The 26,417-nt window shown below is 64.6% G+C and carries 24 protein-coding genes; 19 read left to right on the forward strand and 5 right to left on the reverse strand.

Annotated features, from left to right (window positions below):
• Positions 1-177: 177 nt before the first annotated feature.
• The 6 genes from ABC319_RS12675 to ABC319_RS12700 all read left to right on the forward strand — a co-directional run bounded on the left by ABC319_RS12675 (position 178) and on the right by ABC319_RS12700 (position 3,798).
• Positions 178-681: a hypothetical protein gene (locus tag ABC319_RS12675; protein WP_413070571.1), complete on the forward strand. Its 504-nt coding sequence runs from the start codon at positions 178-180 to the stop codon at positions 679-681.
• A gap of 1 nt (position 682) precedes the next feature.
• Positions 683-1,309 (forward strand): hypothetical protein, encoded by a 627-nt coding sequence (locus ABC319_RS12680; RefSeq protein ID WP_413070572.1) that lies wholly within the window; start codon positions 683-685, stop codon positions 1,307-1,309.
• Between the two features lie 76 nt (positions 1,310-1,385).
• A complete protein-coding gene (locus ABC319_RS12685; protein WP_413070573.1) occupies positions 1,386-1,697 on the forward strand; it encodes a hypothetical protein in 312 nt (103 codons plus the stop codon).
• On the forward strand, positions 1,694-2,029 hold the full coding sequence (locus tag ABC319_RS12690) for a hypothetical protein (RefSeq protein ID WP_413070574.1): 336 nt from the start codon (positions 1,694-1,696) through the stop codon (positions 2,027-2,029). The genes ABC319_RS12685 and ABC319_RS12690 overlap by 4 nt, the downstream gene beginning before the upstream one ends.
• Positions 2,030-2,197: 168 nt before the next feature.
• Positions 2,198-2,722, forward strand: a complete 525-nt coding sequence (locus ABC319_RS12695) for a hypothetical protein (protein ID WP_413070575.1) — start codon at positions 2,198-2,200, stop codon at positions 2,720-2,722.
• A gap of 173 nt (positions 2,723-2,895) precedes the next feature.
• Complete coding sequence (locus tag ABC319_RS12700; RefSeq protein ID WP_413070576.1) at positions 2,896-3,798, forward strand: HEPN domain-containing protein; 903 nt, start codon at positions 2,896-2,898, stop codon at positions 3,796-3,798.
• A 585-nt stretch (positions 3,799-4,383) separates the two neighbouring features.
• On the opposite strand, the gene ABC319_RS12705 is transcribed toward ABC319_RS12700, so the two are convergent.
• The 3 genes from ABC319_RS12705 to ABC319_RS12715 form a co-directional block, all read right to left on the reverse strand.
• A complete protein-coding gene (locus ABC319_RS12705) occupies positions 4,384-5,745 on the reverse strand; it encodes an MFS transporter (RefSeq protein WP_413070577.1) in 1,362 nt (453 codons plus the stop codon).
• A gap of 282 nt (positions 5,746-6,027) precedes the next feature.
• Positions 6,028-7,221, reverse strand: a complete 1,194-nt coding sequence (locus tag ABC319_RS12710; RefSeq protein WP_413070578.1) for an FUSC family protein — start codon at positions 7,219-7,221, stop codon at positions 6,028-6,030.
• 142 nt (positions 7,222-7,363) lie between these two features.
• Positions 7,364-8,191 (reverse strand): IclR family transcriptional regulator, encoded by an 828-nt coding sequence (locus tag ABC319_RS12715; RefSeq protein WP_413070579.1) that lies wholly within the window; start codon positions 8,189-8,191, stop codon positions 7,364-7,366.
• A 75-nt stretch (positions 8,192-8,266) separates the two neighbouring features.
• Between ABC319_RS12715 and ABC319_RS12720 the strand changes: the two genes are divergently transcribed.
• The 13 genes from ABC319_RS12720 to ABC319_RS12780 all read left to right on the forward strand — a co-directional run bounded on the left by ABC319_RS12720 (position 8,267) and on the right by ABC319_RS12780 (position 22,729).
• Positions 8,267-9,172, forward strand: coding sequence for a cupin domain-containing protein (locus tag ABC319_RS12720; RefSeq protein WP_413070580.1), 906 nt, complete (start codon positions 8,267-8,269; stop codon positions 9,170-9,172).
• Positions 9,173-9,439: 267 nt separating this feature from the next.
• Positions 9,440-10,123 (forward strand): 3-oxoacid CoA-transferase subunit A, encoded by a 684-nt coding sequence (locus ABC319_RS12725; RefSeq protein WP_413070581.1) that lies wholly within the window; start codon positions 9,440-9,442, stop codon positions 10,121-10,123.
• A 9-nt stretch (positions 10,124-10,132) separates the two neighbouring features.
• Complete coding sequence (locus tag ABC319_RS12730) at positions 10,133-10,843, forward strand: 3-oxoacid CoA-transferase subunit B (RefSeq protein WP_413070582.1); 711 nt, start codon at positions 10,133-10,135, stop codon at positions 10,841-10,843.
• Entirely contained in the window at positions 10,840-11,997 is a 1,158-nt protein-coding gene (locus ABC319_RS12735) for a thiolase domain-containing protein (protein ID WP_413070583.1), read from the forward strand. Before ABC319_RS12730 ends, ABC319_RS12735 begins: the two co-directional genes overlap by 4 nt.
• A 1-nt stretch (position 11,998) precedes the next feature.
• Positions 11,999-12,385 (forward strand): Zn-ribbon domain-containing OB-fold protein, encoded by a 387-nt coding sequence (locus ABC319_RS12740; RefSeq protein WP_413070584.1) that lies wholly within the window; start codon positions 11,999-12,001, stop codon positions 12,383-12,385.
• Between the two features lie 150 nt (positions 12,386-12,535).
• The gene (locus tag ABC319_RS12745) at positions 12,536-13,285 is read left to right on the forward strand and encodes an HpcH/HpaI aldolase family protein (protein WP_413070585.1); all 750 of its coding nucleotides are present in this window, start codon (positions 12,536-12,538) and stop codon (positions 13,283-13,285) included.
• Positions 13,286-13,333: 48 nt separating this feature from the next.
• Positions 13,334-14,308, forward strand: a complete 975-nt coding sequence (locus ABC319_RS12750; protein ID WP_413070586.1) for an amidohydrolase family protein — start codon at positions 13,334-13,336, stop codon at positions 14,306-14,308.
• A gap of 126 nt (positions 14,309-14,434) precedes the next feature.
• Positions 14,435-17,539, forward strand: coding sequence for a TonB-dependent receptor domain-containing protein (locus tag ABC319_RS12755; RefSeq protein WP_413070587.1), 3,105 nt, complete (start codon positions 14,435-14,437; stop codon positions 17,537-17,539).
• Between the two features lie 524 nt (positions 17,540-18,063).
• Positions 18,064-18,486: a hypothetical protein gene (locus tag ABC319_RS19835; RefSeq protein WP_459565470.1), complete on the forward strand. Its 423-nt coding sequence runs from the start codon at positions 18,064-18,066 to the stop codon at positions 18,484-18,486.
• A gap of 236 nt (positions 18,487-18,722) precedes the next feature.
• Positions 18,723-20,048, forward strand: coding sequence for a histidinol dehydrogenase (hisD, locus tag ABC319_RS12765; protein ID WP_413070588.1), 1,326 nt, complete (start codon positions 18,723-18,725; stop codon positions 20,046-20,048).
• Positions 20,045-20,809 (forward strand): SDR family NAD(P)-dependent oxidoreductase, encoded by a 765-nt coding sequence (locus ABC319_RS12770; protein ID WP_413070589.1) that lies wholly within the window; start codon positions 20,045-20,047, stop codon positions 20,807-20,809. The genes hisD and ABC319_RS12770 overlap by 4 nt, the downstream gene beginning before the upstream one ends.
• A 25-nt stretch (positions 20,810-20,834) precedes the next feature.
• Positions 20,835-21,980 carry a cobalamin-independent methionine synthase II family protein gene (locus tag ABC319_RS12775; RefSeq protein ID WP_413070590.1) on the forward strand — a complete coding sequence of 382 codons (1,146 nt, stop codon included), beginning with the start codon at positions 20,835-20,837 and terminating at the stop codon, positions 21,978-21,980.
• The gene (locus ABC319_RS12780; RefSeq protein WP_413070591.1) at positions 21,977-22,729 is read left to right on the forward strand and encodes an HpcH/HpaI aldolase family protein; all 753 of its coding nucleotides are present in this window, start codon (positions 21,977-21,979) and stop codon (positions 22,727-22,729) included. The genes ABC319_RS12775 and ABC319_RS12780 overlap by 4 nt, the downstream gene beginning before the upstream one ends.
• Here the strand turns inward: ABC319_RS12780 and ABC319_RS12785 are convergent.
• Entirely contained in the window at positions 22,726-24,006 is a 1,281-nt protein-coding gene (locus ABC319_RS12785) for an MFS transporter (RefSeq protein WP_413070592.1), read from the reverse strand. The genes ABC319_RS12780 and ABC319_RS12785 overlap by 4 nt on opposite strands.
• Positions 24,007-24,010: 4 nt before the next feature.
• Complete coding sequence (locus ABC319_RS12790) at positions 24,011-26,377, reverse strand: TonB-dependent receptor (RefSeq protein WP_413070593.1); 2,367 nt, start codon at positions 26,375-26,377, stop codon at positions 24,011-24,013.
• Positions 26,378-26,417 lie beyond the last annotated feature (40 nt).

Genomic DNA, 26,417 nt, shown 5'->3' on the forward strand with positions numbered 1-26,417 from the left:
CTTCGAGGTCGATCGACTGCGGGTAGCCACCGCTGTCGCGAGTGAGGAGGTGAACAGGCCATGGTCGCAGACGACCATGGTGGAGGGGAGGGGAGCGCCGTTCGGCTGAGCCGAAAGGTGAAAAGATCCCGGCAGGTGACGCGACAGCCCGCGTCCTGCCCGACCCCAGAGTACATCATGACGACTTCACGACAGACCCGGGAAGCGGCCGCGATTGCGGCCGCGCTGATGGTGGCCCGCCTCGCTCGACTGCGGTTCGACCGCCAGCCGGACGGACCGACCCTGCCGCTGGGCAATTACCTCCTCGCCGACGATGCCCGGCTCCTGCTGGTCCCCTCGGTAGGCGAGAGCAACACCGACGCCGACGCGGTTCGCGCCGCCATGCACCAGCTCGGCCACGATGCGCTGATGGTGCGCGCGGGCGGTCGCCGACCACAGGATATCCGCTTCCAGGTCGGGCTCTCCCAACCGACGACCTTCTGGTCGGCGCCGCTGCGGCTGTGGATCGGTGGTGATGCGCCGGCGCACTTCATCGCCGACGAGCGGGAGGACACCGCGTTTGCGCTGCTGCGTGCCGGTCTGCGCGGGTGCGAGGTCGCGCCCTGGTCCAGCGAGGCGGATAGAGCCGCCGGGCTGCTGCTGGGCAACTGCCTGCTCGCCGACGTGCTCGGGAGCGCCTGACATGGCGTCCGGGATCTGGGTCGGTCCGGGCGACGCGGCCAACATGGTTTTCGACGTACGCAGCGACGGCGTGACGGCCGCGGGCTTCGCGCTGCTGCGACCGCGCCGGAACGACCGGGCCAACAGCGTGGCGACGCTCGCCTATGCCAAGCTGAACCCCGTCGAACCGACCTCGTCCAGTCCACGCACGCGCTGCGGCTGGCCGGCGACCGCGCGCGATCACCGGCTGGTGCTCGCCGGCGGGGTCGCTGATCCGGCCACGATGGCGGGAGTGTTCTCCGACTATGACGCAGCAGTGGTCGAGCACCAGCGGGTGCTGGCGGCGGTGCTGACGGTGACGTTCGACCGTGACCGGCCGCTCAACGGCCAGTTCGACGCGCTCGTCGCCTTTGCGATGACCCATGTCGCCCGCAGCCTGCGATTGACCAGCCTCGCTGTCCTGCACGCGCCGGGCGACCAGCTGAGCCACGAGGCGCCGCACGGGCACCTCCTGGTACTCGCCCGCACGCACGTTGCCGGCGGCACCTGGGGGCCGGTTCACCCGCTCATCGAGGAGCATGCCCACCGGCGCTGGGCGGAGGACTGGTCACGGTTCAACGAGGGATGGCGTGACCTCGATACCGGTTGAAGGGCGAACCGGTCGGCTTCGGCCGACCGGCGGGGAGGGGATGGACGCCGGCTGGCAACAAGCCTGCTGAAGAAAGATGATCCGTTCCAAACCGCCACTCGTGCTGCGCCTGGCGGCGACCCTGATGCTGAGCGCTGTCCTCATCGGCCAGTACTGGCAACGCCGCCCCCTCGGCGCGGCCGGCGCAGGCATGCTGACCGCCATCGCTCAGAGCTGCCCGGCGGCGGCACCTCTCACCCACGAGCCGACCGTCGCCGACACCGCTCGCGCCCTCGACCGGGTGGGTTATGCCGCAATCGCCGCCATCGTCTTTCGCGATGGTCGCGACCGCTGCCACGAAGACCTGCGCCGCGGTGCCGCGCGCGCTGGCAGGAGGGCTGGGCGATGAGCCGGCGTCACCGCTTGCTGGCACTGCCGCCCGGCTGGACGACAATCCGCGGGCTGCGCCTCACCTCCGACGGTCTGCAGGGAGCCGTGTTCGACGTGACGACGTCGCGGATCACGCTGTTCGCAGGCGTCCACGTGATCACCGCCGAGATGGCCGGCTGGAGCGCGGGTGCGATTATCGCCGCCCTTAAGACGTGTGACACGCCGCCCGGCGTTGAGCCGTCGCTGTCGTACCTGACAGCGGCCGATCTGGCGCCGCTGCTCGCCTGCGGCGCGCTGAGCCGCGTCGATCAGCTGCGGCTGCTGGCTCACGTGCCCGGCTGGCGACCCTGACGCTCGCCGACCGCGGCAAGAGAAGGGCGAGCAAGCCGGCAGGGCCGGGAGCTCGGGGCAGGGATGGATGGGGAAGGCGAGGCGGACGCGAAGCCCTCGAGTGAGATGAAAAACGAAGGGGCTGATCCGGACCGGCCGGTCCGGGGAAAACGACCGCAGGAAAATTCCATGTCCCAGATGCTCTCTGAACCGCTGCCCTCGTCGCTGGCGCTCCTCGATCTGCTGCTCGGCGGCCTCGACGCCCCCGATCCGCTGCCGCTTGGCGGCAACAACGGCCTGCCCGCCCACGCCGTCGACTGCCTCGAGCACAACCTCGTGTTCGCCACGACCCCGATCACCGGCCGCGTCTTCGATGCCGCTCTCACCCGCTACGCCGAGGCACATCGCCGCGACGTGGTGCTGGTGCGCTCGGGCCTGCACCCGGAGACGCTCGATCCGGTGCGGATCGACGTGGCGCTGCGCGCCTCCTTCGGTGGCGCCATCCTCGTGCCCGACCTCAGCCTCTGGCGGGGCGCCGATGGCACGCTGCATCTCGTGCCCGAACGGCGCGACCTGTTCGTGACGTTGGCCGGACACGGCCTCGACGTGCTGCTGGTCGCGCCCTGGGACACGTTCGACGAACGCAGCGAAGGTCTGGAGCGCGCGGCGGCACAGGTGGTGCGTGCCTGTGCTCGCGCCCGTTCGGGCTGGTAGGGACGCCAGCAGGCGAGCTCCCGTCCGGCACCGACCTTGCCGGAGCCGGGCGGGAGCTCGTCTTGCCGCAAGGGGAGGGTGCATGACCGTGCCCTGTTCTGGCAGACCACGTCGGGATGCTGGATCCACGGCGACGGTCGCATCGACCGGGCGGATCGGCTAGCATCGCACAGATGCTGCGCACCGACCTCGATCATCTGCCCTTGGCCAAGCGCCATGAACTGGCTGAGATCGTGCGGATCCTGTTCGCCGAGTTCGAGGATGCGCTTGCCGGGCGCAATGCCCCGCACCGGAAGGCAGGCCGGATCCTCAAAGTCGTGTTGTTCGGCTCGTACGCGCGGGGCGACTGGGTGGTGGACGCGGTCGGCGGCTACTTCTCCGACTATGACATCCTCGTCGTGGTCAACCATGACGAGCTCGCCGACCTGTCCGAGTACTGGACGGCGGCGGAGGATCATCTGCTGCGGGAGCAGGCGGTAGCAGGGCGTATCCGCACGCCGGTGAACCTGATCGTCCACAGCTTGGCCGACATCAATCGGCAGCTCCGGCGTGGCCGGCCTTTCTTCACCGACATCGCTCGCGACGGGATCGCGCTCTACGAGGCGCCCGACCATCCGCTTGACCCGGCGACGCCACTCTCGCCTGCGGCCGCACGCGAGGAAGCGCGCGAGTTCTGGGAAACTTGGGCGCCCAGCGCAGCTAATTTCCTGACCTTGGCCCAGCAGGCCCATGCGGCTTCAATGCCGAGGGAAGCAGCCTTCTTACTCCACCAGGCAACCGAGCGGCTATACCATTGCACGCTGCTGGTCCTGACACTGTACAGCCCCAAGAGCCACAAGCTGAACTTCCTGCGTTCGCAGGCCGAGCGGCTTGCGCCTGCGCTGATCGAGGCTTGGCCGCGTGACACGCGGTTTGCGCAGCGCTCGTTCGAGCTCTTGCGTCGTGCCTATGTCGACGCACGCTACTCACCGCATTACCGGATCAGCGATGAGGAGATCAGGTGGCTGACGGAACGTATTAGGCTCCTGCAGTTGATTGTAGATGAGGTATGCAGGAGGTGGCTCGAATTGCGGTAAGCGGCAGTTATGATAAACGAGATCATCACATATCCGCTGTTATGAAACAACGTCATTCGATGATGGACTTAGCATCGTTAGCTATTGTGCATAGAGGTTGATTGTAGCGCATTGCGACACACCGCCAAGCCTTTAGGCAGCTAATCATGATTTCGGTGCGATTGTGACGTCGGGAGCAGGACTTATCGCATTTAACTGACTCGTTAAGCGATCTGCAATTAAGGATGCTTTTAATGCTCTTGCGGCCGAAGAATCTCTTAATAGGGATAACATAGTCGCGATCATAAACGAGCGACTGCGCCTTGAATAAGTCGTCGAGCGGGGCTGTCGCGTAGATATAAGTGATGACCTGCCCGACGATTATAAAAGCTTGAAACTCAACTCGTTGGTATCGCTGACGACTTGCAGCTTGATGTTAATACCACCTTTGATGCAGCCGATAAGCCGTGTGTTTTCCTTTTTCTCGAACCTTGATGCCGTGCGGCGTACGTTTGAGACGTCACATTGATTATAACTTCTCCGTGCGGCGACCGGAGACAAGATGCCAGGAAGTCATGGCAAGCCCTCTTCGTGACGCGCTATCCACTACTCTTCTCTTAGCGGTTCTCCTGCAGTCTCCTCCGCGGCGAGCCACCACAGCAGCGTTGCGGCCGTCCCGCAGGCTGCAAGCACAAGGAAAACCGCGACCGGCGAGCGCTGGAAGGACAGGATCGCGCCGACCACGATCGGCGTCATCATCGATGCAGCCCGGCCAAGGCTGCTCGCAACACCTAGACCGAGAGCCCGAACACGGGTGGGAAAGGCTTCGGCCGAGTAGGGCCACAAGATCACCGATCCGACCGCCGACGAAAGCTTGCCGAGAATCAGCATGGCAATGACCAGCGGCAGGTACTGGGCATCTAGGAAGGCGAGCGTGACGAGCGCGCCAACCGACAGGAGGGCTGCGACGATCGCAGGTGGACGCCGCCCGTAGCGGTCGATCACCAGCGCCGCCATCGGTGCTGCAATCAGGAACAGGACGCTGTTAGCGGCGCCCACGGCGAGTGCGTCCTGAAGGCGCATCCCGAAGACGGTGGTGAGCAGCGTCGGCACCCACGTTACGAGGCCGAAGCTCACGAACGACACGAGGAACCACAGGCTCATCACCGTCAAGGTTCTTCCCCTAACCTCGGCCGTGAAGAGCGCTGAGATCCGCGGTCCTGCGAAGGACCGACCCTCTTCGATCTCCGAAGTTGCAGACGAAGGCGGCAACGTACGGGCACCGAGCTTCATCAATGCGCGGTCCACGTCCTGGAAGCGCCCTTTGCGCGCGAGCCAGCGAGGCGACTCGGGCAGTCTTGCCCACACGAGCGGGAGACCCAGCAGGGGAAGCCCGCCGATGATGAACATCCAGCGCCATCCCAGATGGGGAATGATCAGAACACTGAACAACGCCGCCCACACGTAGCCCGACATCGTGATCGACTGGAAAAGTGAGAAGTAGCGCCCGCGCTGCTCGGATGGAGCGATTTCGTTGATGTACGACACGGCAACCGGGAGCGCGCCGCCGATCGCTATGCCCTGAAGAAAGCGAAGAGCGATCATCGCCTCGGCGTTATGCAAAGATGAGCATATAAGACTGAGCACCGACATCGTGATTATGGCAACGTAGAGCACGGGGATCCTTCCCCACCGCTCCGCAAGTGCGCCGCAAAGCAGGGCGCCAACGAACTGGCCTGCATAGCCCGCCGAGAGCACCGTCCCCAGAAAGAACGAACCCAGGTGCCACTCCTTGGCGAGAACCGGCGCGACGTACGATACCAGTCCGATGTCCCAGGAATCGAACAGCAGCAGGGTTCCCAGCAGGATCGGTGGGAGCGATCGACTTCGCCACGTGAAGTCGGCATCGAGCGAATTCGAGATCGCCTCGCCCGAGGCGGTTCGGAGCCCCTCCGCAGCGGGTGCCATGCCACTCATGACCGACATACCGTGGCTGCGTCGATCCGACGCAAGAGCGACGGAGAAGGAGGGGTTCGGTCCGTGATGCTGCCATGGCTGGCATCCGGGTTGGCAACTGCGGCCGGTCCCCGCCGGATCAGCAGATCATTGTCGATGCTCATGTTCGCCATGCTGTCATCCTCTTTCTGTCACGTTACTGCTCGTACTTCGGTCGAGATCTCTGGCGGCAGGCACGACACCATGAGGCGTTCGAGAAGGAGTGATCGACCGCAGAAGCCTTTCCCAGCTCGATCATGCTGCTGGCGAAACGTTCTGTGTTCCCGACGATGTGGGTGGTCGTTCGTGAGGCTTTCTGCACTCTTCCTGATGAGCAGCGACCTGTCGGCCAAGGAGGTGTGGCGCGTCGACCCGACGGAGGCTGCAGGATCCTGGGTCAGGCGACTCCTGCCGCCTACCCCCAACGCTCGTTCGGCGAGCCAGTCGGTTGATCGCATGAAATGTAATCAGCACAGGCTCGATCAGCGCCATGCCAGTGAAAACCGCGACCAGCCGCTGCCAACCCGGCACGATGCTGGCTTCCATGAAGCTGTCCGGAACTAGCGTGATCAGCACGGCGAAGGTGAACTGCGTCCCTGCATAGCGATGCGCGTGATCTCCCGTCTCCCAGTGACGACCGACGATCACGCCGAGCGCCGTTCCCACCATCAGGATCGCCGCTGAGCCACTGGCGACGAAGACGAAGAGACCCGCGAAAGCTCCTCCGGCGGCGCAGCCGATGAGACGATAGAATAGCCGGATGGTCACAGGGGAGAGAGTCGACTTACGCAGTTCGGACGCGGGTACCAACATGACCGCGACGATTGCGATGGCACCCTGCGCGAGCGCAGGCACCGGCAGCCGGTAGGCGAGTAGGACCAGAAGTGCGAGGGCTATGCCGCCCTGAAGGGCGTGCCTGAAGGCGTCGCGATGCCAGCCGAGCGGCGTCGGAGCCGGCGTTCGGATCGCTGGCCACCAGCGGCGTAGCGTCAGCGTCGAGGCAACGCTGACCAACATGCACACGCCCGTACCGGTCACGTTCTCCAGAAGCCTCGTCTGGACGAAGTCGGCAAGCTCGGCTTGCGGATGTTCGATCTTGTCGAGCATGACCATCAGGAAGGTCAGGCCGGAGATCAGCCATGCATACGCGTGGCGCACCGTCAGCGCCGTGTAGATGGTCAGTGTTCCGACCACGAGCAAGCCCGTCGCACCGAGCGCCGCGCCGCCGGTCAACACCGGCACCAGAAGAAAGGCCGTCGCGCCACCCGCAACCGTGCCCACCATCCGCAACAGGCCGCGTTGCAGCGTGTCAGCGGCGTGACCGCGCATGACCAGTAGGCCGGCGAACGCTGCCCATGCCACGTTGTTCGCGCCGACCAGATGGGCGACGGTGATCGAGAGGAGGACCGAGGCGACGCACTCCGCTTCGTCAAGAATGCGGCTATTCACTCGGAACGCAGTTTCGCTGGTGCGCCGAAACCCGCTTGGCACAGATTCAACCCAGCGGATGTGGTCGCGTGCGGATAGCAGACAAGCCGCCCATGCGCTTGGGGAAATGATGCCGGTCCTCTGTCAGAATCTGCGTCGGACCTCATGGCGCTCCCTCTCTGCCGCGTTCCTCGCCTTCAATATGTGGACGAAGCAGAAGGCGGCTGATCCGCGTGGTAGTCTCCTGCAAGTCGACGCCGATCGCCGCCTCCTGCTCCTCAGAGCATCGCGCGGTCAGCGTCACGACGGAGAAGGCGAACATGGGTCGCCCCGAGGGTTCCACGATGCAGCTCGACAGCGATGTAAGCCCACGCCAGAGGCGGTCCCTGTCGACGCCATAGCCGCGGCGCTTTGCTTCGACTGCCTCGGCCATGAACTCGTCAAAGGGCAGTGGATCGTCGCTTCGCGTGGACGAGTAGAGTTCCGCCATCTCGTCCTTGCCGAATCCGCCGTATCCAGCGAGGCACCGACCCAATGCTCCCGCCAGAGCGGACATGCGCTGACCGACTTGCATCTCGACCCGCACCATTGAGTTTGGCTGCACTCTGTCAACCAGGAACACCTGTGACTGGCTCACCCGGAGCCACAAGGCGGTGGTAACCTCCCAGCGCTGCGTCAGGCGCTCGAGTTCCGGATGGATCAAGCGCACGTGACCGATCTGGTCGAGAGCGCTGTTGGCCAGTTCGAGGAGCGCGTAGCCGAGCGTATACGCCTTCGCCGCCGGATCGAATGTCACGAGGCTCTCGCTGGCAAGCGTACGCAGGATGTTGAAGCTCGTGCTGATGTTGAGGTTCAGGCTGCGCGCAATCTGGATGTTGGTCACCGGCCCGGACTGCTCTCCCAGATGCCGCAGGATCTGGATCGCGGACATGACCGCGCCCACCGGCTTGCCGGCAGCGATCTCGGCTCTTTGTTCGTGTGCGAGCAGCATATATTCTCCATAGCGAATATCATTCTTGACAGCAATCCCGTTGCGTTCATAATGAGCACAACAGGAGGATGAGTCATGTACGACGTTAATGATCCTCGATCCACTCTGAGTTCGGCTGCGACGGATGAGGCCAAGGCTCCCGTTCTCGATTATGCCGACGCCGAGTTGATTGAGTTCCACAAGGTTCCACCGTCGGAGGTGGGGCTAGGATATCGGACCTGGTACGGCCGTGGTCAGAATTTTGTTCTCTCGTACACCGAAGCTGAACCTGGCACTGTCTTGCGACGCGAGAATCATCCCGACGAGTACATGGTCTTCTTTCCCGACAAGGAAGTCATAGCGGACATCGAGAGCGAAGCCGGCAGCGCCGCTGACGTAAACTACAAGCTCGCGATCGTACCACCCGGCACCAGCAGCATCGTCGTCAAGGCGGGAGGAAGAGTGCTGCGTCTGTTCAGCGCGGCTTCCAATGATCTTTGCACGAAGTCCTACAACGCGGGGAGCTACGAGCAGCCGCATCCAAACATTCCACCGTTCCAGTCCTGGCCCGATCCGCCTGCAGGCTTCAGACTCCGGCTCTACCCAATGGATCCGCCCGACGAGCCCGGACGGTTCGGCCGCCTCTACCGATCGACGAACCTGATGATAAATCTTCTCGCCGTGACAATGGTGCCGCGTGACCCGAACAAGATGTCGCCGCATTACCATGACGACTTCGAGCAGTGCTCGTTGACCCTGCATGGCGATTACATGCACTACATTCGTTGGCCTTGGACGAGCAACAAGTCGATCTGGCGCGACGATGCCAAGATCCGGTGCTCGGCGCCGTCGATGACCGTGATCCCGCCGCCAGCGATCCATACCTCGCAGGCGCTGCCTGATCCTCCCTGTCAGCTGATCGACATCTTCAGCCCGCCGCGCGCCGACTTCTCGCTGAAGCCTGGGTGGGTCTTGAACGCGCAAGATTATCCGATGCCTTGAACAAGGCGACGCCCCGCCGAGGCTCACAATCCTCGGCCGGATGCGATTTGTCCGCGAAGGATTGATCGTCGGACGCGGTCGGGCACCTAAAGGCGGCCCGACCGCGGCGGGTGACGCGTGCCGGAGGCGGGCGCCTCGCAGACGATTACATTGTCCCGCCGGCCCGTGCCGCGCCGGCTTACGGGCCATGCCATCCGACTACAGGGCGCACGCACCAAGACGACCCAACGGTCGCAGAGAAGCTATTCGGAAAGGAGCTGAGGGTCCGTGCACAACAAGATCGTTGCGACCGCCGCCGAGGCGCTCTCGGACGTGAAGAACGGCGCCCAGGTCATGATCGGCGGCTTCGGCCTTGTCGGACAACCTGACATGCTGGTCGAGGCACTCATCGAACTCGGCGTTCGGGATCTCACGCTCGTGATGAACGGCGCGGGCACGACGCCGGGGCGCACCGTCTCGCGACTGCTCGAACGGGGGCAGGTCCGCAAGATGATCTGCAGCTTTCCGCGCAGTTCCGACTGCAACCTCTTCAGCGAGCTCTATGCGAACAGCAGGATCGAACTGGAGCTGGTTCCACAGGGGACGCTTGCAGAGCGCATACGTGCCGCAGGTGCGGGGATCGGCGCCTTCTTCACGCCGACGGGCGCCGGCACGCGGCTCGGCGAAGGCAAGGAAACCCGGGAATACAACGGCGTCAGCCAAGTGCTCGAGCTGCCGTTGTTCGCCGACGTCGCCTTGGTGCAGGCGTGGACGGCCGATGCGGTCGGCAACCTCACCTATCGGGGCACCGGCCGGAACTTCAATCCGGTGATGGCGACCGCGGCCGAGCTCACCGTCGCCCAGACGAGCGATCTGGTGGCAGCCGGCGAGATCGATCCCGAAACCGTCGTCACTCCCAGCATCTACGTCGACCGTATCGTCCACGTTCCTGTCGCCGCTCCGACCTTCTGAGGGAAGCTCATGTCGCATCCTCCTGACAATTATAAGCCGTTCAGCCGCACCGAGCTGGCCCGTCGCGTCGCCGAGGACATACGGGACGGCTGGTACGTCAATCTCGGGATCGGCATCCCGCTTCTGGTCTCCGACTACATTCCCGCCGGGCGGCAGGTCATGTTCCACTCTGAGAACGGCCTGATCGGGATGGGGCCCAAGCCCGTTCCAAAATCACTTGATCCCTGGATCGTGAACGCGGGCAAGCAGCACGTCACCATCCAGCCAGGCGGCGCGCTGGTGCATCACGCCGACAGCTTCGCTCTCATCCGCGGAGGGCATCTCGATCTGTGCGTGCTCGGTGCGTATCAAGTGTCGGGCAGAGGTGATCTCGCCAACTGGGCAACCGACGACATCGGAGTCGCTCCCGGGGTTGGTGGCGCGATGGATCTCGTGGTTGGCGCCAAGCGCGTCTGGATCATCACCGAACACACCACGAAGTCGGGCGAGCCGAAGCTGGTGGAGGAGTGCACCTATCCGTTGACTGCGCTCGGCGCCGTGACGCGGGTCTATACCAGCCTCGCCATCATCGACGTCGACAGGCGGATGGGCATGACGGTGCTCGAAATTGCCCCCGGACTCAGCTTCGAGGAACTGCAGGCGAAGACCGGGGTGGAGCTGCATCGCGGCTCCTCGTCGGCCCAACTATCCCCGCGAATACAACGAGAGGCAGTGCGATGAGCATCAACGGCAAGGCGCAGATCGTCGGCATCTACGAACATCCCGATCGGAAGATCGTGAACAGGACGCTCGCACAGCTGCATGCCGAGGTCGCACGCGGCGCGCTGGCCGATGCCGGGCTCAGCAGCGGCGACGTCGATGGCTACATCACCGACAGCGTGGCGCCGGGGCTCGGCCCGCTGTCGATGATCGACTATCTCGGGCTGGACGTACGCTACGCCGAAACGACTGACACGGGCGGTTCCTCCTACGTCAACCACGTGGCGCACGCGACACAGGCCATCATGGCAGGCAAGTGCGATGTCGTGCTCATAACGTTCGCGGGCATGCCGCGATCGGGGCTGGGCGGTTCTCCACCGACCATGGGATCGACGCCCGAAAGCGCGTTCGAGCTGCCGTATCGGCCCATCACGCCCGCGCAATATGCACTCTGCGCACGACGGCACATGCATGAATACGGCACCACCAGCGAGCAGCTTGCGTGGATCAAGGTCGCAGCCTCGCACCATGCCCAGCATAATCCGAATGCGGTGCTGCGCGACGTCGTCACTGTCGAAGACGTGATCGCCTCCCGCATGGTCGCCGATCCGCTTCATCTGCTCGACTGCTGCGTCGTAAGCGACGGTGCCGGTGCCATCATCGTCGCGCGGCCCGAAATCGCCCGCTCACTCTCCCGCCCCGGCGTGCTCGTTCGAGGTGCAGGCGAATCCGTCAAGACCAACAAGGGCGGGCGGGTCGACATCACCAACACGGCAGCCGCCCAGTCGGGTAAAGTCGCCTTCGCAGACGCGGGGGTGACCCATGCCGACGTCAAATACGCGTCGATCTACGACAGCTTCACCATCACCGTGCTGCTCCAGCTCGAGGATCTGGGCTTCTGCCCTAAGGGCGAAGGGGGCCGGTTCGTCTCTGACGGCAACCTCATCGCCGGCGTGGGCAGGCTGCCGTTCAACACCGATGGCGGCGGTCTGTGCAACAACCATCCCAACAATCGCGGCGGCGCAACCAAGGTGTTCGAGGCCGTCCGCCAGCTGCGCCGTGAAGCTCATCCCGCGGTGCAGGTTCCGAACTGCGACATTGCCCTGGTGCAGGGCATGGGTGCCCAACTCGCGACCCGCCACAGCAGTGGCACGATGATCTTGGAGGCAATCTGACATGGGCGACACCTTCAAGCATGCTTCGCCGGTCCGCGATGCCGATAACGCGCCCTTCTTCGATGCAGCCCTTGAGGGCAGGCTGCTCATCAAGAAATGCGACGTCTGCGAGGAAGCGTTCTTCCAGCCGCGCGACCTCTGCCCGTTCTGTCTTTCCGAGAGCTCTTGGATAGAAGCATCGGGCTCGGGCAGCATTTACTCCTATACCGCTGTGACCGCACGCGACGGGAACTACGTGCTCGCGCTCGTCACCCTCACAGAGGGCCCCACGATCATGACCAACATCGTCACCGACAATCCCGGTGTGATCGCAGTCGACATGCCCGTGAAGGTCCAGTTCGTCGACACGGCGGGCGATGAAAAGATGTTCGTGTTCGCGCCGTCCTGATCCGGCGCTCCATCACTCGAATCGGCTCCGAGATGCTGTGGAACGCTGGTCACGACCACTCTCGCAAGGGGCAAAGCTGAAGGAATGAGCATGTCTTCGTCACGTCCCGAACCCCGTCGTTTCCGTGCGCGCCTCAAGGCGGGCGAGCCCATGATCGGAACGTTCATGAAAGTGCCGGCTCCTCAGAACACTGAAGTGCTGGGACTGGACGGCTTCGACTTCGTCATCCTCGATGAGGAGCACGCTCCCTGGAACCGGGGGACGCTCGACGCGGCGCTGCTGGCCTGCCGCGCCTTCCAAATCGCCGGTGTCGTTCGGGTTGCGCGCCCGGACGCGAACAGCATTTTGGCGGTGCTCGACGATGGCGCGATGGGGGTCATGGTGCCGCATGTCGACTCCGCCGAGAAGGCGCGCAGCGTCGTCTCTTGGGCAAGGTATCGCGGTGGCACGCGAGGCGCCGGCGCGAGCCGGGGTGGCGAGTACGGTAGAAACGGCGCCAGGAACTTCGACCTCTCGGACGAGACTGCCGCGGTCATCTGTATGATTGAGGACCGCCAGGCGCTCGACGCCATCGACGAAATCGTTGCCGTCGACGGTGTGGATGCGATCTTCCTCGGCCGCGGGGATCTCGGACTCTCGCTGAGCAACGCCACCGGTCCGGCACCGACCGTCGACGAGGCAGTATCCAAGGTCGTCGAGGCATGCAGACGTGCCGGAAAGCCGCTCGCCGCCCTGACTCAAACGATGACCGGCGACGAAGCCCGGTGGCTAATCGACCTTGGCGTGAAGGCGATGGTGGTCGCCTCCGACCTCGGCTTCCTCCGGCAGGCGGCTGGCGCTGCACTCCGCGATTTCAACGAGGTGATGAGGTCACCTCACCCGGCGTCGGGCGAGCGGTGAGCAACGCCCGCTCCCCGGCCCAATCTCCAACTCGATAGGCAGAGGCATATGCAAGACACACCCGTTCCCGAACTATCGCCAGAGGCAGGATCGTCGGCGCTAGCACGGCCCCGCATCTACGACGCACATGCACACCTGATCTCCGACGATCCCGTGCGCTATCCGCGCAATCCGATGCGTTCGGACGGGGCCACCCCGCCGAACTCGCCCTTCGGGCCTGGCACCATCGGCAAGCCGGGGGGCATGCACGGACCTGATCCGATCAACGAGAAGCCGACGGCCGAGCAGATGCACGCTTGGATGGCGGAGGAAAACGTCGTCGGCATTACCGCCGTGCAGAAGGGGATGATCTACGGCACGGACAACAGCTACATCGTCGATGCGGCAGACGCGTTCCCCGATCAAATGCGCGCGATCATCATCGTCGATCCGCAATCGCCAGAGACGCCGCAGATGGTGCGCGCCTATGCCGAGCGCGGGATCGTCGGCATTCGATTCTTCGGCGTCGGCGTGAAGGACAAGAGCGTCTGGTTGAGCTCTCTGGCAGCTCAACAGGTCTGGGCGTTGGCGGCCGAACTCGATCTCGTTGTCGATATCGAAGCTCCCGCGCTGGGCGCGCAGGTGCTCATCCCAGTGATTGAAAACATGGCGGATCGATACCCGGACCTGCGCATCGTACTCGACCACATCTTTCTGCCAACGGTCACCGATCCGGACTTCGGCATCGGCGAGCGGTTCGCCGGGTTCGCCACGCGAAAGAACATTTCTGTCAAGTTCACGTCGCTCAACATGGACGTGATCCGCGAGGCGGGCGTTGCTCCCGAGGCCGTGCTGCGTCGCGCCGTCGACTTCTTTGGCTCCGACAAGGTGATGTGGGGATCCGACATCGGCACGTCGTCTGGTTCCTACAACGAGATGATCGGGCGGGCGATAGCGTCGACCAGAATGCTGAACGACGAGGAGCGTCGAAAGGTGCTCCACGACACTGGACGCCGTGTGATGCTCCGGTGGGCCGACGGGTAGGCCAGAAGCACCTCCGTTCTGCCGAGCACTCGGCGCGACGCGCGCAACGAACCGCAAAGACACACGAGCATCGACGCCGAACTTCCACGTGGAGTCAGGGCAGTCGGCCGACTTAGGGAGAGTTCCATGACCAACATGTCTCAGAAGATGCGCTGCTCGACGTCTGTCATGGTCCTGACCATGACCGCGTTGACGCAGGTGCCGACCAGTGCATCGGGATCGACCCGACTGACCGACCGAATGCCGCAGGACGCGACTGCTGCGACGGCTGCACTTCAGGCGCAGGACCGCCCACAGGCTCCCGTGGGTGGCGGTACCACCCCGGCCAATCCCGGGCAGGATAGCGGCAACGCGGCTTCTGACCCATCCCCGCCGGCCAGCGCGGAGCCGGCCGGCAGCGATGCGTCGGCGGACATCATCGTCACCGGTTCACGTCTGGCTCGGGCCGGATACGACGCACCGACCCCGGTCAACGTGGTGGGTGAGCAGCGCCTGCAGCAGCTCGGCATCAACAACATTGGCGACGCGCTGAACCAAATTCCCTCGTTCAGGGCCACCAACACACCCGCGAACAACTCATTCCGGGTATCCGGCAATATCGGCGGGCGGGTGCTCGATCTACGCGGCCTGGGTGCGACGCGCACGCTGGTCCTGCTGGACGGACGCCGCTTCATCGGCAGCAGCGATCAGAGCACGGTCGACCTGAATGCCATCCCCTCCATCCTCATTCAGCGGTCGGAGGTCGTCACCGGCGGCGCTTCGGCAGCCTATGGAGCCAATGCCGTCTCCGGCGTGGTCAACCTGATCGTCGATAGCAAGCTGAACGGCATCAAGGCCGAGGCGAGCAGCGGCATCAGCCAGCGGGGTGATGCACGGCAGACCTACCTTGCCGCTGCGGCGGGCACCGATTTCGCGGGTGGTCGCGGCCACATCGTCTTTGGTGCAGAATATCAGAAAGAAACCGGCATCGGCGCGTGCGAGGAACGGTCCTGGTGTCGGAAATACACCAACTACGTCGCCAATCCCGGGTACAATGCCGCAACCCGCACCAGCACCAACGGTCTTCCGGCCACCTTGGTACTCGACGACGTGATGTTCGTGTACAACGAGAACGGTATCCTCACCGGAGCGACGAAGCCGGGAGCGACGCCAGGATCGACGATCACGCTTGGCCAGCAGCTGCTGAACGTGGGCGCGACGTCACTCCCTGCCGCGTTGCGCAACCGGCAATTCGACGCCGCGGGCAACCTGGTGCCCTACGCTTTCGGCAATTTCCTAAGCGGCACGTTTCAGCAGGTTCCCGGCGGCGACCCCACGCAGCCCTTCCTGCTCGGCTTCAGTCCGACTCCGCTGCTGGTGCCGGTGAGGCACCACTCGGCACTCACCCGTGCGGACTATGAGCTGAGCGACACGATCTCCGTCTCGGCCGAGTTGCTGTACTCAAGGGTGGTCGGCGGACCGACCCAGGCCGGCGCGCCGGTCGACTCTACCTCCGTCGGGCTGGACAATCCTTACCTGTCGGCTGACACGGTCGCTGCTGTGCGGGCAGCCGACCCCGCAATCACGCGCCTGCTGGTCAATCATGGTGCCACACTCTTCGGTGCCGTGTCGCAGGGCAGAAGTGTCAACGACACCTATCGCGCCGCCGTATCGATCAAGGGTGCGTTCGGCGACGGTTGGGCTTGGGACGCCTATTACACCTACGGCCGGGTCGATTCCGACGTGACCGTCGGCAACGTGCGTCTCAAGCTCTGGAACAACGCTATCGACGCTGTGCGGGTCACCGCGGCGAACCGCGGCAACTCGGGCCTGGCGATCGGCAGCATCGCGTGCCGCACGACACTGTCGAACCCCGGTAATGGCTGTATCCCGCTCAACCTGTTCGGCGTGCAGCCGGTCACCCCGGAGCAGCAGGCCGCCTACTTCGCCACCGCCACGCAGGATCGTCGGTACCGGCAGCATGTGATCGCCGCAAATCTGCGCGGTTCTCCATTCAGTACATGGGCAGGTGACGTCAACGTGGCGATCGGAGGCGAGTATCGGCGGGACACGGCGGTCGGCGGTACCGACGCCAACACTCTGGCCGGCAATTACATAAACGCAACGACTTCGGCGCTGCCGTTCACCAAGACGACGGTAACGGAAGGATATCTCGAAGTCGGAGTTCCGCTGCTGAAGGACTCGCCGCTCGGCAGATCCCTGGACGTCGACGGCGCGGTCCGTCGGACGCACTACAACAGCTTCGGCAATGCGACGACTTGGAAGGTGGGCGGCGTCTACACGCCGGTGAGCGACATCACCTTCCGCGTTACGCGCTCTCGCGACATCCGCGCGCCAACTCCCGCGGAATCGAGCCCGAACTCGACAACCAACGTCATTCCCCTGCCGGATCCTTTCATCGGCAGCACCACGCAGCAGCTGGTCGTGACCGGTGGGAACCCGGACCTCCGGCTCGAACGCGCAAACACCTTCACCGCCGGCGTCGTACTCAAGCCCCGCTTCGTCCCGCGCTTCAACCTGTCCGCAGACTATTACAACATCCGGGTCAGCGGGGCGATCGACTCGCTGACGGGTCCCGCGATCGCCACCGCATGTCGTACGCAGAACCTGTTGTGCGATCTGCTGTCCTTCAATCCGAACGGCTCCATCAACACCGTCTTCTCGAACTTCCAGAACCTGAACCAGCTGCGCGCCAAGGGGGTGGAACTGGTCGTGGACTACCGCCTACCGGTCGGTGCAGGGAACATCGACTTCCAGGGTAACGTGAATTACGTCATTGATCTGTCGACCACCGGCGGTACCGGGCTGATCACGCAGCTGGACAATGTGACGGGCAACGCTGGAACGGTGACGAACGTCCAAGGTGTTCCCCGCTATAAGCTTGACGGCGTCCTGACATACTCTCAACGCGCATTCTCTCTGACCGCCCACGGCCGATACATACCGCAAGGTATGCTCGACTCGACCAAGATCGGACCGGAGGACGACGGCTACGACATCAACAATCCGAACAGCATTACGACCAACAGGATCGATGATCGTTTCTATCTCGACCTGACAGCGCGCATAAAGATACAAGACAGCGACAGCGCGGATCGTTGGGAGTTCTACGGAACGATCAACAATGTGTTCGACAAGGATGAGCCCCGGCAGCTGCGGTTAATCGGCAATCCTCTGAACTTCGATCCTATCGGTCGCTTCTTCAAGGTCGGCGTCCGCAGTCGATGGTAGCCGATGGCCGCTTCGGTTTTCGGGCGCTGAATAGCGTCCGCGGACGATCCACGAGGCTGACTTGTGCCGCCCCTTTAGTTGCTGCTTCGTGGCGCCGAATGACTGCCGCTACCGTCCGCTTCGATGACGGTATGCGACGCGCACAGTCGGCTAAAGCGCATCGGGAGATGTCCGTCCGGGTGCTGAACCTAGCGAAAGCGGCGCCTTCAGTGGAGTAACATAGGTGGCACGTTCAATTGTCAGTCATGATGGTGGGATGTCGTTTACTGAGAGCCAATAGCCTCCTTTCTGCAGAACGATCCGAGTTTTGCAGCGGCCAAACCCTGTCCCCGCAACCAAACCTCAGAATGCCACAACCGCCCGGGACATCCTGCGGCGGTTTTTTTGTGCCTTTTCTCCGCGGCTTGTGCCCGGTTCAGGGCACCTCCGTTTGTCCCATCCGCACCCCCGGAATGCCAGGAGGTCGGCTTGCATTCGGGGGTGTTTTCAGGGGTACTGCCCGGCATCACCGCCGGAGTACCCCCATGGCCCTGAAGGAACTCGAAGCCCGTTACGCCACGAAAACGCGCAAAGGATTACAAGCTTGCCGAGGGGCTGTACCTGCTCGTCCGCGCCAGCGGCTCGAAGCTGTGGCGCTTCAAGTACTGGTTTGCCGGCAAGGAGAAGCTGCTCGCCTTTGGCGTCTATCCCGCCGCAGCCTTGCTGCTGCACGGCTGCGGCGTGCCGAGGCGAAGGTGGCGCCCGGACAGGACAGGATCCCCGGTGCCAAGGATGCGCCGGCAGCGGTCATGACATTCGAACAGGCGGCGCGGGCGTGGCATAAGGTCGAGTCGCTGCTCCGCAACCGAACGAAAGAGTTGGTGATCGACGTCGCGCATGGGCCATCGCTGTCCCAGAGCCTCCAGCGCAGTCTCGACCTCTCGCGTTCGCGCGGGATTGCGCTGTAGTCGTCAAGGCCATGGACACGAACTGCGACGCCGGCAGCCCCGCCACCGACCTTGCCCAGGCCTTGGAGGCGCTGCGCGGCGATATGGGTCTTGGGCAGCTGCCTCACAGACCAAAGTGAAATGATGTAGACAGTGATCCGCTTTCGACTGACCGCGCCCATTTGGCGTACGTCGGCGCGTTGCAAAAGAGAAAACCTCGTTCTATGTTGCATTCGGATGCAAAGAGGAGGACGAGTGTGCGCCATCTTAAGCGGGGCCTGGCACAGGACGCGCGTGTCGAGCAGAATCGGTCGGTTCGCGACACGGTGGAGGGCATTCTCGCCGATATCGAGGCGCGCGGCGACGCCGCAGTGCGCGAGCTTTCGGTCAAGTTCGATCGCTGGGACCGCGACACCTATCGCCTGACCGATGCCGAAATCCAGGGGTGCATCGATCAGCTCAACCCGCAGGATCTGCGCGATATCGAGTTTGCGCAGACTCAGGTGCGCAACTTTGCGCAGATCCAGCGCGCCAGCATGACCGATGTCGAGGTGGAGACGCTGCCTGGCGTGGTGCTGGGCCACAAGAACATCCCACTCAACGCCGCCGGCTGCTACGTGCCCGGCGGCAAATACCCGCTGCTCGCCAGCGCGCACATGAGCGTCATCACCGCCAAGGTCGCCGGCGTGAAGCGGGTGGCGACCTGTGCGCCGCCGTTCAATGGCGCACCTGCCCCTGCAATCGTCGCGGCGCAGGCGATGGCGGGCGCGGACGAGATCTACTGCCTGGGCGGTATCCAGGCGGTGGCGGCGATGGGGCTCGGTACCCAGTCGATCGCGCCGGTCGACATCCTGGTCGGTCCCGGCAACGCCTTCGTCGCGGAGGCCAAGCGCCAGCTGTTCGGCCGCGTCGGCATCGACCTGTTCGCGGGTCCGACCGAGACGCTGGTCATCGCCGACGAGATCGGGGCCGATGGCGAGCTTTGCGCGACCGACCTGCTCGGCCAGGCAGAACATGGGCCCGACAGCCCGGCGATCCTGCTGACCACCTCGGAAAAGCTGGCGCGCGAAACCTTGGCGGAGATCGACCGACTGCTGACCATCCTGCCGACCGCCGACCATGCCCGCAAGGCGTGGGAAACCTATGGCGAGGTGATCGTCGCCGATTCCGACGAGGAAATGCTGCAGATCGCCGACGAGATCGCGTCGGAGCATGTCCAGGTGATGACCCGCGAACCCGATTACTTCCTGGCCAACATGACCAATTACGGTGCGCTGTTCCTGGGCCCGCGCACCAACGTGGCGTATGGCGACAAGGTGATCGGGACCAACCACACGCTACCGACCAAGAAGGCGGCGCGCTATACTGGTGGACTTTGGGTGGGCAAGTTCCTGAAGACCTGCACCTATCAGCGGGTGACCAGCGACGCAGCGTCGGCAATGATCGGCGAGTATTGCAGCCGGCTGTGCGCTCTGGAGGGCTTTGCCGGCCACGGCGAGCAGGCCAATGTCCGCGTGCGCCGCTATGGCGGCCGCAACGTTCCTTATGCCGGCCGGGCCGAGCCGGTCGCCGAACCGGCGTGATCCTGCCGCGGACGCCCTCGTTCCGGCTCGACGGTCGGCGCGCTCTGGTTACCGGCGCGGGGCGGGGCATCGGCCTGGCGCTCGCGTCGGCGCTGGCGGAGGCGGGGGCGGAATTAGTGCTCGCCGCCCGGACGACGGATGAGATCGAAGCGGGCGCGGCGGCGATCCGGGCATCCGGCGGACGGGCCGGGGCGGTGGTGCTCGACGTCGGCGATGCGGCCGCGGTCGCCGCCTTTTTCGACAACGCCGCCCCGTTCGACGTGCTGGTCAACAATGCCGGCACCAACCGGCCCAAGCCGATGCAGGAGGTTACCGCGGCGGATTACGACGCGGTGCTCGACCTGAACGTTCGCGCAGCCTTCTTCGTGTCGCAAGCCTGTGTGCGGGCGATGCTGGCGGCAGGCATCCGTGGGTCGCTGATCCATATCGGCAGCCAGATGGGGCATGTCGGCGGGCCCAACCGCTCGCTCTACTGCGCATCAAAATGGGCGCTGGAGGGAATGAGCAAAGCCTTCGCGCTTGACCTGGCACCGCATGGCATCCGCTCCAACACGATCGCGCCGACCTTCATTGAGACGCCGATGACCCGCCCCTTTTTTGAGGATGCGGCGTTCAAGGCGAGCGTGCTCGCCAAGATCAAGCTCGGGCGGCTCGGCCAGGTCGAGGACCTGATGGGTGCCGCCGTGTATCTCGCCTGCGACGCATCCGCGATGGTGACGGGAACCAGCCTGATCGTCGATGGCGGCTGGACCGCCGACTGACCTTTTCCCGAACGAAAGCACCGCCATGCCCGACCATATCCTGACGACCCATGTCGGCTCGCTTCCCCGCAGCGCGGAGGTTACCGAGCTGATCTTTGCGCATGAGCGGGGCGAACCAGTAGATGCCGTGCGCTTCGACGCGGTGTTGACCGAAGCAGTTGATGCGTGCGTCGCGCGGCAGGTCGCCTGCGGCATCGACCTGGTATCGGACGGCGAGATGGCCAAGATCTCGTACGCCACGTACATCAAGGATCGCATCACCGGCTTCGACGGCGACAGCGAGCGTACGCCGCCCGCCGATCTGGAAGCCTTCCCCTCCTTCCTGAAGCGCCAGGCGACCAGTGGCGGTACACCGACCTATCGCCGACCATGCTGCGTCGGGCCGATCGCGCCCAAGACGCTGGTGCCACTGAGGGAGGATCTGGCCCGCTTTGACGCCGCGATCGCGGCACACCGGCCCGCGGACGGCTTCATGAACGCCGCATCGCCCGGCGTGATCGCGCTGTTCCAGCCGGATCGCCATTACGGTTCGCAAGACGCGTATCTGGAGGCGCTGGCCGAGGCGATGCGGCCGGAATATGAGGCTATCGTCGCGGCCGGCTATATCCTGCAACTCGACAGCCCCGATCTGGGGCTGGGCCGGCACATGATGTACAAGGACCGCAGCGACGACGATTATCTCGTCCTGATCGCGCGCCATGTTGAGGTGCTCAACTACGCACTGCGCAACGTGCCCGCCGATCGCGTCCGCATGCACGTCTGCTGGGGCAATTACGAAGGGCCGCATCATTGCGACGTCGAGATGCGGACGATCCTGCCGGTGCTGATGAAGGCAAAGCCGCAGGGCCTGTTGTTCGAAACGTCCAACCCGCGCCACCAGCATGATTGGCAAGCGTTCCGAGACCTTGCCGTCCTTATCCCGGACGATCGCGTTCTGATCCCCGGCGTAATCGATTCGACCACCAACTTCATCGAGCATCCCGAGGTGGTGGCGCAGCGGATCGCGCAGTTCGCCGATCTGGTCGGGCGCGACCGCGTGATCGCCGGCACCGACTGCGGCTTCTCGACTTTCGCAGGGTTCGGCGCGGTCGATCCCGAGATCGTCTATGCTAAGCTCGCAACGCTGGCCGAGGGCGCGGCGCGGGCCAGCGAGCGGCTGTGGCGCGCATGAGCGAATTGAAGCAGCGGCTTGCCGCCGCCGAGGCGATTGTCGGCACGTTCGTGAAGACGCCGTCGCCGATCGTTGTCGAGGTGCTGGCGCTGACCGATCTCGACTGTTTGTGCCTCGACGCCGAACATGCGCCGTTCGACCGGATGGCGATCGACGGCTGCATCATGGCGGCGCGGGCAGGGGGTATGGATGTGCTGGTGCGCATTCCTGCCGTCACCCCGGATCATGTGCTGAATGCGCTCGACTGCGGCGCGACCGGTATCGTCGCGCCGCATATCCGGTCGGCGGAGGAGGCGGCTGCGCTGGTGGCGATGAGCCGCTATGGCCATGGCGGGCGAGGCTATGCCGGATCGTCGCGCGCTGCTGGCTATACGACGCGAACGATGGCCGCGCATCTGGCCGCCTCGGCCGAACGGACGGTCGTGATCGCGCAGATCGAGGACCCGGAGGCGATCGATGCGATCGATGCGATCGCGGCAGTGCCAGGCTTGGACGCGCTGTTTGTCGGCCGCGTCGACCTGACCGTCGCCTATGGGGTCGAGACGCAGGACGATCCACGCGTCGTCGCCGCGGTCGAGGCGGTGTGCGCGGCGGGACAGCGCCACGGCGTGCCGGTCGGCATGTTCCTGGCGCGCACGGCTGATATTCCCCAATGGCGGGCACGCGGAGCGACGCTGTTCCTGCTGGGGTCGGATCATGGCTTCATGCTTGCCGGCGCCGCGGCGCTGGTCGCGGCGGCGCGAAGCTAGACGCGCCGTCCGGGCAGCAGCGGGTTCGGGTGCGTTTCCGGCAGCCATAGCCAGATCAGAGCGGCGGCGGTAAAGGCGGCGGCGGCCGTCCCCATCGTCACACCCAGTCCGAAACGGGTCGCCAGTGTGCCGGTAATCAGCGGCGCGAAGAACGAGACCAGACGGCCCCAGTTGAAGATCGACGCCGCAGTAGATTTCAGATGGGCGGGAAACAGCTCGGTCAGCCACGGCCCCCAGATGACGCTGGCAGAGAGCATGAAGCCATAGACGACGCCGATCGAACCCAGCAGCAGCGCGTCGGTCTCAACATGCAGGTACAACAGGATCGCCGCCGCCGCCGCCAGAAAGCCGAGCGCGTTGAACCGCCGCCCGAACCGGTCGCCCGCCCAACCCCAGACGAAGCCGCCGACGATATTGGCGCCGAACTGCCATGCGACCAGGTTTCCCATCGCGGTCGGATCCAGCCCCCGAACGTCGCGCAAATAGGTCGACAGCCAGCCGCTATAGGCCTGATAGCCGAAGAAATTGAGGCCGGTCAGCGCCGCAAGCAGGACGGTGCGGCCGCGCAGGCCGGGGGCGAACAGTTCCAGCACCGGCAGGCTCGCGGTCTTCTCCGTGACACGTGCACGCACGTCCGCCGATTTCGGGATGAGGACGAAGGCGAGGCCGGCGAGCAGGATCGGCGGCAATCCCCCCGCGAGCAGCAAGGTCCGCCAGTCGCCGTTCACCCAGCCGCTCGCCAGCCCCAGCATGGTGATCGCGCTGGAGAAGATCGCGTTGATGAGGCTGGCCAGCCGGCCGCGCACGCTGCGCGAGAACAGGCCGACATAGATCCCGACGACGATCGGGAAGATGCCACCCATGAACAAGCCCAGCACCACCCGCTGCGCCAGATAGGCCGGGTAGCCGGTGACGAAGCTTCCCGCGATCAGCGTCGCGCCATAGCCGACCATCACCAGCGCCAGCATTGCGCGCCGTCCGAGCCGGTCGGCCAGCTGCCCGATTACCACCGCGCCGACCAGCGCGCCGGCACCCTGCGCGGAATAGCCGGACCCCGCCTGGGTCAGCGTCAGCCCGAGCGTTTCGCGCATGAAGGGGCGCAGCACGTCGACGCTGTTCCACGCCCAGCTGTAGAAGAATTCCGCCACCATCAGGAAGGCGAAGGCCACCACGGCCCGTGGCAGTGGCGGCCGGCCGGTCGCGTCTTCGTGCAGCGCAGATGGCTCGACCAGCGTGTCGCGGCTTGCGTCCGCCACCGGGAGTATGGCGGACGACATCAGCTCAGTACCGGACGCCGACCCGCAGGCCGTAGACGCGGGGCGGGCCATAGGATTGCTGGATGCGCTGGTTGTTGCCGACCGTGGAGCTGTACAGCACCGCCTTCTTGGTCAGGTTGGTGCCGAACGCCTCGACATAGAGGCTGGACGATGCCGAGGTCCAGCGCAGGTTTGCATCGAGCAGAGCATAGGCATCCTGCTTGTCGATCCGGGTATTATAGTCGGTCGAGTAATAGGACGTCGAGTACAGTATGTTCGCCGCCGGCGTGATCCGCGACCCGCCGCCCAGCTCCAGGTCGTAATAGACGCTTGCCGTGCCCTTGAACGTCGGCGACATCGGCACGTCCTTGCCCGCCAGGTTCACCGTCAGCGGATCGCCGTTGGTTGCGGTGTAGAAGGGGTTGGGACGGGTATAGGCGGTGAACTGCGCATCCAGCAGCGCGCCCGTCAGGTCTACGTGCAGCCCCTGAAACGGCAGCGTGCGCAGCTCGACCTCGGCGCCATAGCTGCGCGCTGCGCCGGCACTGGCATAGTAGGACAGGTTGGTCCGCTGATCGAGGATGGTGATCTGCAGGTTCTTGTAGTCGTTGTAGAAGGCCGACAGGTTCAGGATCATGCGTCCGCCCAGCAGCGTGTTCTTGCTGCCGACCTCATAGGCGGTGACGGTCTGCGGCGCATAGCTGAACGGGATCGCCGCGTTAGAGGAATTGTTGTTGATCCCGCCCGACGAGAAGCCGGTCGACACGGTGCCGTACAGCATCATCCGGCGGGTGGGGGTGAACTCGACCCCGCCCTTCCACGTGACCTTGTTGAAGCTTGGCTCGCCGGTCGCGCGCGCGGCCGTCCGCGTGTTGAAGTTGAACGTCCCCGCCGGCGCGGTGAAGTTGGTGATGAGATAGCCCTTGCTCTCGTCCGAATAGCGGACGCCGCCGATGATCTTCAGCGTGTCGGGCACGATCGCCAGGCTGGCCTGACCGTAGGCGGCATAGGCCTTGGTATTAATATCAGTCCGCGACTCGGTGCCGCGGGTCGTGCCGGTCGTGTAGACCTGCTGGTAATATTCGGTGATCTTGTCGTGGAAGTAATAGCCGCCGACGATCCACTCGAACGCCGACGATCCGGCCGAGGCCAGCTGCACCTCCTGCGTGACCGAGGTAGTGTAGGTGTGCGCCGCCTGCAGGCCGGACGCGGCGAATCCGCCCGCAGTGCCAGTGGCCGGGAAGACGACGCTGGTCTGGTCGAGATCCGCGCTGCGATACGCTTCGAAGTCGGTATAGCCGGTGATCGAGCGCAGGGTCGCAAAGCCCAGATCGAACGCGATCGAACCGCTGCCATAGGCCTGCTTCAGGCGCTCGAACGGCTTGTAGTCCCAGGAATTTGTATAGGGATCGTCGGTCACCGACACACCGATGTCGACGCCGTTGACGAAGTTGCTGCCGTTGCGCGCGCTGGGGTTGACCGCATAGGGCTGGCCATTAATCGAGCGCAGGCCCGTCGCCGGATTGATGAGCGTGCCGCCGACGCGGTAGCCATAGGCGCCGCCGCCGGTATTGTCCCGCTCCCAATAGCCGCCACGCATGTCGATCTGGATCTGCGGTGTCAGCGTGATGGCGATCGCACCGCGCAGCGCCGTCTGATCCTCGTCGAGCAGGCGGAAGCCAGCGGTCGAGCGGACATAGCCGTCATGCTGGCTGTGATAGCCGGCGACCCGCAGCTGCACGGAATCGCTGACGGGCAGGTTCAGATAGCCGTCGAACTGGCGCAGGTCATAATTGCCCAGCGTTCCGTTCGCACCCGCCTCGAACCGCTTGGACGGCGCGTTGGTGGTGACGCTCAGGTTGCCCCCGAAGGTATTGCGGCCATAGAGCGTACCCTGCGGCCCGCGCTGCACTTCGACCCGGGCGACGTCGAACAGCGGGATGCTCTGTTGCTGGGTGCGGCTCTGGTAGATGCCATCAAGGTAGAAGCCGATGACGGGATCGCTCTGCGCGCTGACCAGCTGGGTACGGACGCCGCGGATCGCGGGGAAGGAGTCCGATCCCTGCTGTCCCCACGTCAGGCCCGGGGCCAGCAGCTGCAGCCGGCTGGCGTCGGTGATGCGGATGCGGTTCAGATCCTCGGCGCTGACCGCGGTGACCGACAGCGGCACATCCTGCAAACGTTCGGTGCGGCGCTGCGCCGTGACGACGATGTCGCCCAGCCCACCGGTGTCGCTTTCGGTCGGTGCGCTGGCGGCCTGATCGGCGGCGGCGGGGGACTGTTCGGCGGAGCCAGCGGGAGCGTCGACCGGCGCGGTCTGCGCCGTACCCGGCGTTGCGAGCAATGCCGCCAAAATGGTCAAGGAAACGCTGCCCAGATCCCGCTTGCTCATGCCCGACCCCTTAACGTTTCGGGCTGTTCCGCCCGTGAAG

It is taken from the genome of Sphingomonas phoenicis (assembly GCF_047238005.1).
Taxonomy (GTDB): domain Bacteria; phylum Pseudomonadota; class Alphaproteobacteria; order Sphingomonadales; family Sphingomonadaceae; genus Sphingomonas.

What these genes read in the sequence shown, in the direction of transcription:
- ABC319_RS12675 (WP_413070571.1), top strand. Translation starts at nt 178, where the DNA reads ATGACGACTTCACGACAGACCCGGGAAGCGGCCGCGATTGCGGCCGCG.
- ABC319_RS12680 (WP_413070572.1), top strand. Translation starts at nt 683, where the DNA reads ATGGCGTCCGGGATCTGGGTCGGTCCGGGCGACGCGGCCAACATGGTT.
- ABC319_RS12685 (WP_413070573.1), top strand. Translation starts at nt 1,386, where the DNA reads ATGATCCGTTCCAAACCGCCACTCGTGCTGCGCCTGGCGGCGACCCTG.
- ABC319_RS12690 (WP_413070574.1), top strand. Translation starts at nt 1,694, where the DNA reads ATGAGCCGGCGTCACCGCTTGCTGGCACTGCCGCCCGGCTGGACGACA.
- ABC319_RS12695 (WP_413070575.1), top strand. Translation starts at nt 2,198, where the DNA reads ATGTCCCAGATGCTCTCTGAACCGCTGCCCTCGTCGCTGGCGCTCCTC.
- ABC319_RS12700 (WP_413070576.1), top strand. Translation starts at nt 2,896, where the DNA reads ATGCTGCGCACCGACCTCGATCATCTGCCCTTGGCCAAGCGCCATGAA.
- ABC319_RS12705 (WP_413070577.1), bottom strand. Translation starts at nt 5,745, where the DNA reads ATGGCACCCGCTGCGGAGGGGCTCCGAACCGCCTCGGGCGAGGCGATC.
- ABC319_RS12715 (WP_413070579.1), bottom strand. Translation starts at nt 8,191, where the DNA reads ATGCTGCTCGCACACGAACAAAGAGCCGAGATCGCTGCCGGCAAGCCG.
- ABC319_RS12720 (WP_413070580.1), top strand. Translation starts at nt 8,267, where the DNA reads ATGTACGACGTTAATGATCCTCGATCCACTCTGAGTTCGGCTGCGACG.
- ABC319_RS12730 (WP_413070582.1), top strand. Translation starts at nt 10,133, where the DNA reads ATGTCGCATCCTCCTGACAATTATAAGCCGTTCAGCCGCACCGAGCTG.
- ABC319_RS12735 (WP_413070583.1), top strand. Translation starts at nt 10,840, where the DNA reads ATGAGCATCAACGGCAAGGCGCAGATCGTCGGCATCTACGAACATCCC.
- ABC319_RS12740 (WP_413070584.1), top strand. Translation starts at nt 11,999, where the DNA reads ATGGGCGACACCTTCAAGCATGCTTCGCCGGTCCGCGATGCCGATAAC.
- ABC319_RS12745 (WP_413070585.1), top strand. Translation starts at nt 12,536, where the DNA reads ATGATCGGAACGTTCATGAAAGTGCCGGCTCCTCAGAACACTGAAGTG.
- ABC319_RS12750 (WP_413070586.1), top strand. Translation starts at nt 13,334, where the DNA reads ATGCAAGACACACCCGTTCCCGAACTATCGCCAGAGGCAGGATCGTCG.
- ABC319_RS12755 (WP_413070587.1), top strand. Translation starts at nt 14,435, where the DNA reads ATGACCAACATGTCTCAGAAGATGCGCTGCTCGACGTCTGTCATGGTC.
- ABC319_RS19835 (WP_459565470.1), top strand. Translation starts at nt 18,064, where the DNA reads ATGGCCCTGAAGGAACTCGAAGCCCGTTACGCCACGAAAACGCGCAAA.
- ABC319_RS12775 (WP_413070590.1), top strand. Translation starts at nt 20,835, where the DNA reads ATGCCCGACCATATCCTGACGACCCATGTCGGCTCGCTTCCCCGCAGC.
- ABC319_RS12780 (WP_413070591.1), top strand. Translation starts at nt 21,977, where the DNA reads ATGAGCGAATTGAAGCAGCGGCTTGCCGCCGCCGAGGCGATTGTCGGC.
- ABC319_RS12785 (WP_413070592.1), bottom strand. Translation starts at nt 24,006, where the DNA reads ATGTCGTCCGCCATACTCCCGGTGGCGGACGCAAGCCGCGACACGCTG.
- ABC319_RS12790 (WP_413070593.1), bottom strand. Translation starts at nt 26,377, where the DNA reads ATGAGCAAGCGGGATCTGGGCAGCGTTTCCTTGACCATTTTGGCGGCA.